This window comes from Chryseobacterium lathyri, from assembly GCF_019970085.1.
In the GTDB taxonomy this organism is placed as follows: Bacteria; Bacteroidota; Bacteroidia; order Flavobacteriales; family Weeksellaceae; genus Chryseobacterium; species Chryseobacterium lathyri.
This window is the reverse complement of the sequence record NZ_JAHXYG010000003.1, coordinates 148,429-161,081: the sequence shown is the minus strand read 5'-3', so window position 1 is coordinate 161,081 and position 12,653 is coordinate 148,429. Positions and strand designations below refer to the sequence as shown.

12 protein-coding genes are annotated in these 12,653 nt (G+C 39.0%); all 12 read right to left on the bottom strand.

Annotation, left to right across the window (positions count from 1 at the left end; genetic code table 11):
• Positions 1 to 189 precede the first annotated feature (189 nt).
• Positions 190 to 1,173: an L-histidine N(alpha)-methyltransferase gene (gene egtD, locus LC418_RS10110; RefSeq protein WP_223558993.1), complete on the bottom strand. Its 984-nt coding sequence runs from the start codon at positions 1,171 to 1,173 to the stop codon at positions 190 to 192.
• Positions 1,174 to 1,312: 139 nt separating this feature from the next.
• A complete protein-coding gene (locus tag LC418_RS10105; protein WP_223558992.1) occupies positions 1,313 to 1,807 on the bottom strand; it encodes a GNAT family N-acetyltransferase in 495 nt (164 codons plus the stop codon).
• A 357-nt stretch (positions 1,808 to 2,164) separates the two neighbouring features.
• Positions 2,165 to 3,307 carry a 1-acyl-sn-glycerol-3-phosphate acyltransferase gene (locus LC418_RS10100; protein WP_223558991.1) on the bottom strand — a complete coding sequence of 381 codons (1,143 nt, stop codon included), beginning with the start codon at positions 3,305 to 3,307 and terminating at the stop codon, positions 2,165 to 2,167.
• Positions 3,308 to 3,700: 393 nt separating this feature from the next.
• Positions 3,701 to 4,246 (bottom strand): hypothetical protein, encoded by a 546-nt coding sequence (locus LC418_RS10095; protein ID WP_223558990.1) that lies wholly within the window; start codon positions 4,244 to 4,246, stop codon positions 3,701 to 3,703.
• A 184-nt stretch (positions 4,247 to 4,430) separates the two neighbouring features.
• Positions 4,431 to 5,456, bottom strand: a complete 1,026-nt coding sequence (locus LC418_RS10090; RefSeq protein ID WP_111954443.1) for a terpene synthase family protein — start codon at positions 5,454 to 5,456, stop codon at positions 4,431 to 4,433.
• A gap of 20 nt (positions 5,457 to 5,476) precedes the next feature.
• Complete coding sequence (locus tag LC418_RS10085) at positions 5,477 to 6,301, bottom strand: terpene synthase family protein (protein WP_223558989.1); 825 nt, start codon at positions 6,299 to 6,301, stop codon at positions 5,477 to 5,479.
• Between the two features lie 198 nt (positions 6,302 to 6,499).
• Positions 6,500 to 7,516: a terpene synthase family protein gene (locus LC418_RS10080; RefSeq protein ID WP_223558988.1), complete on the bottom strand. Its 1,017-nt coding sequence runs from the start codon at positions 7,514 to 7,516 to the stop codon at positions 6,500 to 6,502.
• A gap of 28 nt (positions 7,517 to 7,544) precedes the next feature.
• On the bottom strand, positions 7,545 to 8,543 hold the full coding sequence (locus tag LC418_RS10075) for a terpene synthase family protein (protein WP_111954435.1): 999 nt from the start codon (positions 8,541 to 8,543) through the stop codon (positions 7,545 to 7,547).
• 684 nt (positions 8,544 to 9,227) lie between these two features.
• Complete coding sequence (locus LC418_RS10070) at positions 9,228 to 9,566, bottom strand: hypothetical protein (RefSeq protein ID WP_223558987.1); 339 nt, start codon at positions 9,564 to 9,566, stop codon at positions 9,228 to 9,230.
• A gap of 30 nt (positions 9,567 to 9,596) precedes the next feature.
• Complete coding sequence (locus LC418_RS10065) at positions 9,597 to 10,034, bottom strand: hypothetical protein (RefSeq protein WP_223558986.1); 438 nt, start codon at positions 10,032 to 10,034, stop codon at positions 9,597 to 9,599.
• Positions 10,035 to 10,129: 95 nt separating this feature from the next.
• Positions 10,130 to 11,383 (bottom strand): condensation domain-containing protein, encoded by a 1,254-nt coding sequence (locus LC418_RS10060; protein ID WP_223558985.1) that lies wholly within the window; start codon positions 11,381 to 11,383, stop codon positions 10,130 to 10,132.
• On the bottom strand, positions 11,380 to 12,651 hold the full coding sequence (locus LC418_RS10055) for a condensation domain-containing protein (protein ID WP_223558984.1): 1,272 nt from the start codon (positions 12,649 to 12,651) through the stop codon (positions 11,380 to 11,382). Before LC418_RS10055 ends, LC418_RS10060 begins: the two co-directional genes overlap by 4 nt.
• Between the last annotated feature and the right edge of the window lie 2 nt (positions 12,652 to 12,653).

Here is a 12,653-nt window from a genome sequence, read left to right as displayed (position 1 = left end):
AGAACGTTTGTTTCTATGAGATCTGATTAATCTGTGGAGTATTATGCTTTTTATTTAACGCAAAGTTTTATTAGTTCAAACATATTATTTAGATAAGCAAAAAAGTCAACAAAGTTGTTGACGAAGCTGTACGGTTGTTGATTTGCTTCTTGAGAATTCATGGTATTAATTCTGTCCCCTTATTTCTCTTTATTTTGCCTGCCAGACGACATCTACAAACCATTTTTTTGAGTCTTTGATCTCTCCTATCCGTTTAAAACCCGATTTTTCTCTTAATTCCTCAATTTTTTCTTCAGAAAATTTCTGTGAAATTTCCATGTCAATGAGTTCATTTTCTTCAAATGAAATGCTGTCGTTTCCTATTTTTACGGTCTGTTTTTGCAGGCTTACAAGATAGCTTTTACAGGCTCCGCTTATGGGATCATAGGTTTGATAATGCTGGAATTGTTTCAAGTCAAAATTGGCATCAAGTTCCCGGTTGATACGGGTCAGCAGATTAAGGTTAAATGCTGCCGTAATACCTTTCCGGTCGTTGTAAGCATTTAAAATAGTGTGAGGATTTTTCTTGAGATCGAAACCGACCAATACCCTGTCGCCGGAAGTCAGATTCCGGTTTAAACTGTGACAAAAATTTTCAGCTTCCCCGGGATTCATATTGCCTATATTGCTTCCTAAAAACAGGATAACTTTTCTTCTGCCGGAAAGTGACGCTGCTTTCTGAAGCATTTCAAAATATTCTCCTTCCAAAGCCTGTACTTCCAAATCCGGTAATTCCCGGCTCAATTTTTCTTTTAATATGGAAAGGATGTTGCCTGAGATATCAATAGGCATATAGGTGAACTGAGTTCCCTTTTCCACCAGATGCCTCAATAAAAATGTGGACTTCATGGCATCTCCAGCTCCCAGTTCGATCAAATCGAATGGCTCATTTTCAGGGATAACAAGACGGGCCAGATCAGTTGTTTTATTTTTGAAGATGTCGAGCTCACACTGGGTGAGGTAATATTCAGGCATAGCCATGATTTCCTGGAAAAGCCGGTCTCCTTCTTTATCGTAAAAGTATTTTGAAGATAATCTTTTGGGACTGTTTTTCAAGCCTTCCAGAACATCCGGACGAAAACTGTCAACATGATGATTTTCAACCTTTGGGCATGGGTTTATTTGTAAATTCATATGTTTTAATTTGTGTGGTTGTTAGTTCACTACAACTATCTTGCCGCCTCAACGTTGAATTTACAAAAAAATATTTTCTATCGTTTCATTAACATAAATATCTGCTTAATTGATGTAACTGATCGTCCGCTCTGAGCATTTATTTTCCTAGTTCATACTCGATTTCACCATCATTTAAATCTGCTGTTTTCACAAAATTAAGCCGTTCCAGCAGTTTAATTGCAGGGCCGTTATGCTGATCTGTTGCTGCCCATATACGCTTCAGCCCTAATGTATGCAGTCCGAAATCAATGGCCAGCGTCATTCCGGCAGTCATATATCCTTTGCCGTAATATTGTGCCAATAAAACACAGCCCAGCTCACCTTCTCCTTTGTCCAATCCCCGGTAATACCCGCAGGTCCCAACAATTTTATGAGTTTCATTGTCCACGATGCCCCAGTGAATAGAATTTCCATCCAGATAATCCTGATTGATCTTTGCCTGCATTTCTGCTGCCTGTTGAACAGTTTCCGCCCGGATAGCATCATAAAATGAGATTTCGATAAGATCATCAAGGTCTGCATCCTTAATCTGTCGTAATGATACCCTATCGCCTGTTATGTGTGGAAAATACTCATGTTGAAATAGTTTCATGCTTTTTAGTTTTTAATCAGCCGTTAAGATATGAATAGCCCAAACGTTACTCATGCTTTTTTAGGAAAATTTTAAATTTAAAAGTAGTTAAGGATACTAGACAAAAATAATGCATTATCTTTCTGTCTTTGTTTTTTTGTCTTGAAACAAAATGAACCAAAAATTCAAGGCTGGAAACTTTCACTAAAAATTAAAACTTAATCCTAAAATTTCCAAACTCGTGCGGAGAGAGTATTTCTGCTTCGTTTCAGTTGACGATCCCGCACTCAAACAGTGGAAATTTTTAACGGATAAAATTTTAATTTTCTTAACGCTCCAGCTTCCTAGAACGATATTCGAATAACTTTTCAGCAATACTTACATTAATGAGTTGTTCTCATACTTCTTTTTATTGATCAGAGGATTCGCATACATGGTAAGAAAAAACTCTTTGGAAATGGCATCAGAAGGGTCTATACGCATTTCAAGTCTGCGCACAAACAGTTGTTTTTCCTGTTCTGTATATTGATCAGCATAAGTATCGGTATTGTGAAGCAGGTCGTAAGCTATAAATTTGGTTGGCCAAAGCCTATAGTTCTGAATGATTGAATCATCAATGATCTGCGCAATTGCCTGCAGCTGCTTATTTTTATTTTCAGAATTGGCCGCAATATCATCCAGCTCAGTATCAAGAACGTTGCCTGCATGCAGGTGAATCCGTTTTTTCTGACCTAAAACTCCACTGAGCATGGTCATAAAATCCTCATCTTTACCTTTAACGTACTCCTCATCTCTGTGCCTGGCCAAAAGCTGCGGCATTTTTAAGGAATCTGTAGGATCATATTCGTAGGAAATAGATACGGGAACGATTTTCAGGGTTTTAAAATAATCTGCCAATGGCATATCTTCTGCAGCCATAGCAAGCATTTTTAAAACGCCCTGCTGGGTAACATCATTTCCGTCTTTTGTACGGCCTTCGCGCTGGGCAATCCAGACGGAACGGTTTTCTTTATGTAAAAGTTCTTTAATATATTCCGACATGATCTGGGAGCTCTTCAGCTGCTCACGAAGCGGCAATCCTCTCTGAACGAGAAAATTACGGTTCAGTTTGGCCAGGTCATGTAAAAAAGTTTTCTGAACAAGATTATCGCCTATCGCTGAAGCCGTCATGATAAGGCCTTTCTCCAAAAGAACCAGGTTGATGAGTGAAGTATCTAAAACAATATCTCTATGGTTCGAAATGAAAAGATACGGCGTCTGCTTATCCAGCTTATCGAATCCCGAAGTGGTAAGGCCCTCGGAACTTTTCGCAAGGATCTGACGAATGGTATAGGCAATAAAATTGTGCTGAAAATCACTTACAGAGTGAATGTTTTTAAACTGCTCTCTCCAGATTTTCTTATCCGTATCAGGAAAAGTAAAACTCATCAGCGCGTTCATCATAGGATCGCGGGCAATTCCAAGTAATGCTTCATTCACTTCACTGTCATCAAAAAACCGGATCTCATCGAACTTTGACATGTAATACTGTTAAAATTAAACTTTTTGCAAAAGAACAAAAATTTATTGAGGGTACGCCACAATGTTTGTTAAAGTATTATGATTTACGTTTAAGTTTAAACGGACAATCTGTTTTTATAAATAGATAAAACATTAAACCAATTATCAATCCATTTTATAAGTTCTTTTGTCTTGAAACAAAAGAACCAAAAATTCAAGGCTGGAATCTTCCGCTAAAAATTAAAATTTGCTCCTAAAATCCCCAAAACTCGTGCGGATTCAAGATTACTTTTTCAGTTCTATATTCGGGACGCACTCAGACAGTGGGAATTTTTTAACGGATCAATTTTTAATTTTTTTAACGCTACAGCTTCCTAAGCCGATAAACAGGTTACCATAATAAAAAGAGAGCCATTATTTTACTTTTTCCAATAGGTACAATTTAGCGCCTGAAAATGCCAGTTTAGGCATCAGGTTTCCTTCCAGCACCATGGTTTTGTTGTTGACATCAATTACTGAAATATAATTATTGGAATTGTATTCTATATAGTTTTCTTTTTCTTTGGTTAAAGGATTTTTTCCGAATTCCATAGAATATTTTACCCAATCTTCTTCTCCCGAACTGCAATGTACCGGTTTGAATTTGGATTTTTTAGCCTTGAAAATAATCTGGTCAAAACCTTCCGTACAATCTGATGTAAATGAACTTTCCGGATTCTGATCTTTTGAAAAGTCTTCAAACGAGCCTTTATAAACCCCTACAATTTTCCAGGTTCCATCCACACGGTCTTCATCTATTTTTCCTTTGGCTTTGCTTACCGCCCAGCTGATGCCATTCACCGTTCCTTTTACAGCTTTGTAGCCTATGGTCGCAGCTCCTGTCACTACTTTTGCAGCGGTTCTTACAACGCAGGAGTTCAGCACAAATGCGGCTGAGGCCAGTAATATTATTTTTTTCATATCATCAAGTTATTAAGAATACGAAGATAAGATTTTAAAAATATTATGTTTATTCCTGTAGTGTGGATTTTCAGCTTTAGTGATCTACTGCTTGAAAAAAAGTATATTTTTCGAAAAATAAAAAAACAGCAAAAAATTTCATCTTTGCTGTTTTTTTATTACTTCAACAGTATTCTATTTGCAGCTATTTCTGTACAAAAATACTGTGTGGGATAAGAATGTCATCTCCTTCTCTTCCATATTGTGGCACAATAAATCCTTTCGGTTCATACCGGTTGGTTCCGGAGTTATAATACCAGTTGGCACATCCGCTTATCTGTAGCTTAATATGGTAAATATGATCGTATGCCTGTTGTTGAAAAGCTCCAAAATCCGGGAGTGACTTGTGCAGATCATCCAATTCCTGACCATAGGCATCGTGCAGTCTCATCGCTTCAGTACAGGCCTCCTGATAGGTAAGGTTATACTGATGGCTTAAAATGAAAATAATATTCAGACTTTCACTTTCTATTTCAAGTTCTTTTTTCAGAGAAGCAAAATCATTCTGGATCACAATAATCAGGGAGAGCAGCTCTCTGCAACGCTGTACAATAGGGTGATTATAGATAAAAACCGGCAATGGAGAATTCGTTGCAGGATCTATCAGATCACCATACGGCCACATCCCGATTGAATATTTTCTAAAGCTGAGATAATGCGGAAGTAACGGATAGATTCTTTTCTCGGCCTGTTTGAAAGGGATTTCCTCGATCATTCCGTAGATGATGAATTCATAAAAATTGATAGCCACCCTGTCTATCCAGAAACGAGGCATAAATGTTTCCCACTCTTTTCGTGCTTTTGCCATTTGCCGGAGAATACCAATTTCATCCGGAAGAGGATCATCTCCCATCATGACTTCATATACCCTTTCTGCCATCGCTTTCAGTTCTTTTGCGGGAGTCATTCCGAAATAGTCATCAAATAGTGTGATGTAGATCATTAACCTAGCACAAGGGCGCATCCGTTCTATGCTGTCACAGGTAGGATTCATATAGGTAGCTACGCGGGACAGGAACTGGGGTTTGCATCTTTTTATTCCTTCTTCAGAAATAAAAGTATAATCATGGTCATACCATATTTTTTCTTCGTCATCAAAGGCATTGGCAATTGGGCTGGTAACGGTGGGCCATGGGTAGCGGCATTTAGGAACAACTAAATCTTCTCTCATGGGTTTATTTTTTATCAATTTTAAATAGTTTTCACATCATTACTAATTTCCGGCCAGGCAAAACCCACTCCTCCATGCTGGTATCTTTCAGTTTCCAAATAAAAAGAATTCACTCCCTGAAGTCCAACTCCTGCATAATAAACGAACTTGTCTACGTGCTCCTGATATTCACCAAACTCGCGGTATTCAGCATGTAAGGCAAGTACTTTTGCCAATTCTTCATTATGGATGCGGAATGCCTGTGCGCAGGCATCCTCCAATGAAAGATTATATTCCTGCTGTAATACAAAAACCAGGTTAAAAACCTCTGTACCCTTCGCCATTTCTTTTGGCAGAGAATGAATATCATTTTGCCATGCAACAACCAGGGTCATATGAGATATCATTTTTTGAACGACAACATGCTCAAAAATATGTTTAGGAAGTACAAGACCTGATTCAATCTCACCTAAGATCAGATAGGGACGCATAAGAACAGAATATTCACGAATGGTTTTGAAAAGCGTAAGTGACGGTGGACGCTCTGCTATTTTATAAGGGTACTCCAGTTCAATCCCATATCTGAATGACTGATAAAAGTAATAAATAAAACGCTCCACCCATAGGTCGGGCATCAACGCGCGGAATTCGTCCCTTATTAACGCCATATGTTGGTAGAGAGCATTTTCATCCTCCTTTGGTTGGGCACCTTTGAGAATGTCTACACAACGAATCCGTAACTGTTGGATTTCCTCCAGGGACGAATGCTCCACCTGATCATCAAGAGCCACGTACTGAAGCATAAACCTGTTACAGGGAATACTCTGTTCATAGGTTAAGTCCGGCCACATACGCGCAGTGCACATGTGCAGCCTCATTTTCTTGTATGTTGTGCGTTGTTTTTCGGTCAGGAAAGTGTAATCATTATCAATCCATCCGTCCATATCTTTACCCATCTGTTCTGCATTTGGATTGATAAGGTCGGGCCAAGGATAATGGCCACGTGGCAGATAATCTTTTGAATTATATTCTTCCGGTTTCATATTGTTTATTGTTGTTTGTCATTATAGAAAAATTTTATTTTCAGGGAGAATACTGTCTCTTTTTTCAATATCCCTGTAGCCATCCGGTTTATAACGTAATGTGTCCAAATGATACCAGGTATTTAAGCCTTGTATTCCAATTCCCATGTGTAGGGCATAGTTTTCAATATCTTTATTTATACTCCCAAAATCTGGAAGAGCTGATTGCAAGGCAACAAACTCTGTCACACACGCATCATGAAAACGTAGGGCTTCTTTACAGGCTTCGCCAAAAGTTAGTCCGTATTCATCTTCCATTACCCTTATTAAATCACAGGGAACTTTGCTTGTACCCCTTACTGATTCTTTTTCTAAAGAATAAAAGTCATTCTGAAAACCTATAATTTTCCCCATAAGTGACCGTATCCTCTGTATTACAGGATGATCGACAACATGCTTCGGAAGTGTAAATCCTATTTCACATTCCACAAAATTCATAAAAGGGATCACTGCTACATCAAATTCCCGAATAATAGAATAAACAGCCAAATTGGGACGTGTGCCAGTTGCCGTATATGCTGTCATTTCTCTTATTCCAAAAAGAAGATATTCATACATGTCCTTGGCCATGCGCTCCATCCATTCATTGGGCATAAAAGCTCGGTATTCATCACGCATAATAGCGTATTGGTGAAAGAAAGCCATTTCATCAGGAAGTGGATCCGCTCCCAATAATATTGATCTTACCCGTTCTGCTGCATGCTTTATCTCTTCCCTTGTACTTAGCTCATAATAATCGTCACTCACAGTGACTGCTACCATCCACCTAACGGCAGGTTTCATACGTTCATAGCTTGTATTTTCATTGGGCAGCATCCTTATTGTTGTATAGGCTAAATTGGCAATTTTGTATAATCTTCGTTCGGACGCTGTTAAAAATGTGTAATCATTGTCGAGCCAACCCTCTGCATCTTCTTTCAGCCGTTCGACATGAGCAGGAATAGAAGTCTCAGGGAATGGGTAATACCCCAGCGACAATGGGTTTTGGTAACTGTTCATATTGGATTATTTAAGATGCTTATTAATATTATATTTGATTTAGCCTTTCTTTCAGTTCCTTTACATCCGGAAATTCCAGTGCATTGTAACGGCCAAGTTTTGTAGAAATATTTTTCCAACCGCTTAGGACCATGCTCATATAATGTACCCAATTGACAACTGCATCCTGCCAGATACCGAAGTCAGGCAAAGAAGACTGAAGGGTTACAAATTCTTTCAGGTCTTCATTGTGCAGGCGCAGATCTTCAAGGCAGGCATCTTCCAGTGAGATCTGGCGTTCGTGCTGGATCACTTTAACAATATTGTAATAAACACTGTCGGTTGCTTCATCTTTCACTACAGACTGTACTTCGTTGAAATAAGTCACCAGATGACAGGCCAGAGTCTGCAGGCGGCGGATAACCGGATGCTCATGGATCTCCGGTGGAAGAATGATTCCTGTTTCTACCTCTGTGAGCTGTAAAAAAGGATACAGGCAGATAGAATCTTCCCTTAGCGCAATGCATTCTTCTATGGTCGGAAACATTTTTTTCTCCTTGTATTGAAGTTCAGTTTCCAGTCCGGTAAAGTATCTGCTGATCATCTTTGTAAACCGCACGATTGATTCCTGAGGGATAAACTGCAACAGTTCCTGCCTTAATGAAGCCAGCATAGATCCTAATGGTATTGTTGCTTCTTCAGCGCTTAACTCACCATTGAGAACTGCAACGGACTGGATATGGATTTTTTTAATATCTCCAGATGTGCTTTCCTCGTACAGATCGTCATTATAAAGTGTCCACAACATCAGTCTGCAGATAGGTTTGAAACGTTCAAGCGATGCTGTGGGAAACCATTGGGCAGCAATATGTGCAGTTTTAGTTTTTTTGTATTTTTTGCGGAGGTCAGGGTTCTGTTCATAAAGCCACAGATATTCGCCATCTATCCATTGGTTTTCGGTAATTTCCTGCAGCTGGTCTGCATGAGGGTTCTTTAATGTCGGGAAGGGATAATTAAATTGTTTGTTTAAGAGTTCAAGTGTGTTCATGGTTTTATTATTTTACTGTTTTTTCACATAAGGATACTATTTATAGGTATAAGTAGTTTAAAATTGATCACTGATAGCGGGGCAAATAAATTAGTGTAAACATAAATCCCAACCTATCCATAAATAGTTGTACTTAAGACAAATTAAGAGGCTGATACCAAATAAACTAATTTATATTGAGCTTACCTGTTATATTTCTGTATGGGTTCGTGTAAGTATTAGAAGCAGGAAGAGATCAGCTCCCTAACTTTATTGAAAGAAAAATTTTCATAAATTTTAATTTGATGATTAATATTTTTACGGCATTAGTTTATAGCAATGAAAATAAAAAAAAATACAACACAATTCAATTTTATTTCACATAAGTTTGACATTAATAACCATATAATCCTGATAAGCAATATTTAAGGGCCTTTGTGAACAACAAAAACATTTAAATGCAGCACGGAATACCAATATTATTGTTTTTTGGGGTCTTTTTTTCTCCCGTTTATGAACACAGGACCATAAGAATAATGTAATCTGATAAAAAATATTGTGATAATCGGTTTCTATCTGCTATCATGCAGACAATATCCTGCAACGAAATACCCAATTAAAACATTACAAATCATCACCCTTACAATTAGAAAATAAACCCGGCAGGCAAAGTAATTTTCAACTGAATCCGCATGAGAGAAGCTTCTAAAAAATATCTATTTCAATAGCAATATCTATATCTTCTATTTCTATATGGTTGATGCTGTCCAGCTGAAATGTTCCTTTTGCTGAAAAAGATTTACTGTAAGTTATATCATCACCCTCATTATCTGATTGCAATGTTAGGTTACACGCAAAAAAGCCTTCATTAACTGAAAATGTTTTTGAAGGAGTGTCAACAAAAATATCCTCTTGACTGATTTCTACCTGCCAATTTTTGCAGACATAATTTTCCGGCTGTGTATTGCTTAATACATCACTCCAGATTCTGTAATCATTGCTAAATTTTTCTGCAATGTGATCTTTAATCTTGTTAATTTCCATGGTTATAGTTTTTTGATGTTAGAATTAAAGTCAGTAGTTAGCCATCTCAGGCTTATACATCCATCTCCTCAACCTTCTCACCGGCAGATACACAAAAATAACAGAAAGAATTCCTGCCAGCACGCCTACAAGCACTGCCATAGCCGTAGCATCCAGTTTATAATATTTTGAAAAACCGTACTGTGCAAAAAGCAGGACAGACAATACCAATAATCCCGTGGTGAGTCCGTGCAGAATGCTCAGTTTGGTCATCAGTTTCTTTTTATTGAGTTGCTCATCTACGGTAAACTCAATGGCACCCTGCTCGGCAGCAATAATGACCCGGTTGATGACATCGATGGTAAGCACCACCGGTAAGAATATGGCCATGGGCAGGGTCAGCCGGGCCAGATTTTGGGTTCCGGAAAAGAAGTGTGTGTATCCCAATTCCTGAAAGCTGGCGTAAGCGATAATGAAATTGAAGAACACATTTGGAAGGACATAATAAATCGTCCGCCTGATGAGAAAGCGTTTCAGCGTGGTTTTCTTGAGTTTTTTAGGGGGTGGCGGCTTCAGTTTAAATTTCATAGCGACGAGGTCAGGAGTTCAATGGCTTTATTTTTAATGGTAACAGCTTCTTCTTTCGGCAGAAAATGCTCATTGGACATAAACGTAAAATCCATTTGCTGATTATACGTTGTGGCGACCAAAGTATTCGAATTCAGCCATGGAAAAGCAACAGTCGGACTGATGACGGTTTCTACTTTAAAATTTTTATAATCGCTTGGGATATTGATCCTTCCCATATTGGAAAGCGTTACATCATGCCCACCTTTACTGGATTTCATCATGGAAATCATACGTTCAGCAACGGGATGCATCTGCTCACCCATCCACAGAAGCTCTCTCGCCTCCATTTTTTCTATTTTTCCGACAAGATCTTTTTTGATCTGTCTGGCATTATCCAGTAGATCTGTACTTCCTTTTTTTAATGACAATTCAACGGTCGGCGCAAAAGCAAATACATGATCCTGCCTGATCTCCGGAATAAAATGACGGACATCTACAGGACTGATCACCTTACCTTTTGCCTGCTTTCCCTGAATCTCCTGAAAAGCCTGCATAAATGAGGAACAGAACAAAGCATGTACAGAAACACCATGAGCTTTGGACTTTTCAGTGATTTGCGCAGTTGTATCTGAACTCAACTTCCAATGGACCACGTAATTTTTTCCGAGGTTTCTTATCTTACTTTTTCGCTGCATAAGAAAAAAGAGTCGGGCCATCACCAGGTAAAAACGGGCTTTGCGCTTCTTTTTTTTCATATTGAAATCCAAAGGCAGAAAATCATCTACAGAACTGAATACCTCATAAGGCTGCAGCTCCACAGCAGGATCATCCAGTAAAGCAAGAAGTTCCGTCATCATGGTGACAAGGGAAGTTCCGTCGCAGATACAGTGAGGCAGTACCCAAAGAATTTCGGACACATCATTTCCTTTAATCCAAACCAATTGGGCCAGTGGCTTTTTTTCATCTTTAAACAACCGGAACCACTCAGTTTCGGATTCCTGTAGCCAGTCTTCATCAGTTTTCCGTTCAACAATACGAAGCGGAATAGACTCAATTCCTTTTACTTCTATAAAAAACGGATACTTTTCACTGCTATTATCAATTCTGGTTCTCAGCAAAGGATGTTTCTGCTGGATTTTTTCTAAAGCAGCCTTAAGGTTTTCCTCAGGGATACTCCCTTTGATTTTTGCCGTAAATACACAATTGACAGGGGTTTCCGGATCAACGTACATGATCCGTTCCACCATCATTAAATTTCGCCTGATCATAATACTGCTATATGGTCTAATTGTAATTTCACCGTCTGAATCACCTCATCACGAATGGCTAAGGCTTCAGCATACGGTAAATATCCTTCGCTTCCTACAAAAGAAAAATCCATTTCCCCGTTGAATGTTGATGTCACCATCGTCGTCGTATTACCCAAAGGCCCAATCACAGAAGGACTGAAAATAGTATCCAGTGTAAATTCTTTGTATTGATGGGGAATCTGAATGCGTCCCAGATTGGAAAACATGCAGTCGTTGGAAGACTTGCCATGCTTCAACAGCTTCGTGAAATTTTTCAAAGCATCATGGGCAGACTCCATCACCATCATCGTAATGTAAGGATTAAGCTTGGAGGTTTTCCGTTCTACAGATTCCTGCATCAGTCTTAAGTTTTCCGAGAAACTTATTTTTTGATTCGCTGAAACCACAATCATCAGTCCGAAAGCAAAAATATGGTCTTCTTTGATCTGGCTGGCAAAACGCCTGATATCCACCGGACACGAAACCTTATTGAAAGCCGCAGTACCCCTTACTTTACTGAATGCCTGGAGTAGAACTGCACATAAAAAAGTGTTCACTGTAACTTCCTGCGATTTACAGTAGGCAATCAGTTCCTGACTCATCTCTTTGTCGAATTTCCAGTGAATAAGATAGTCATTTTGCCGGTCAACGGCTTTTTTGTTGACAGGAATACATTTGATGGCTGTCGCCGCCAGTCTTCCGATCACTTTCGCTTTCAGTTTTTGTTTGCGATTCGTTAAAACCTCAGCAGGAACCACATCATGAATTCCGAGTATGGGATTTTCCACCCCAATTTCTGCAGAAGGACGATCCAGAAGCTGCAAAAATTCATACAGAAAAGCCATCGCAGAACCGCCATCGCATAAACAGTGATGAAAAGAAAAAAGCATATCTGAAACCTCTTCCCCCTTCATCCATACAAATCGGATCAGCGGTAATTCTCCATAGTTAAATAAGGTTTTCCACTCTCTTGCGGATTCTTCTTTCCAGTCATTCTCTCCTTTTCGGACCACCATCCGTATCGGGATGGGCAGAAGTCTTTCCGGAACTTCAAACCATGGGATATTGTTTTCATCATGGCTGATGAGTGCTCTCAACCACGGATGCTTGCGCTGAATCTGGTTCAGCGCATGTTGAATATTTTCCTCTTTAAAGGTTCCGCGCAACCGGAACGGAATCACCGCATTGAAAGGTTCTGTTCCGTCACCCAGCAGCATGCGCTCACCAAATAACAATTTTCTTTTCATAA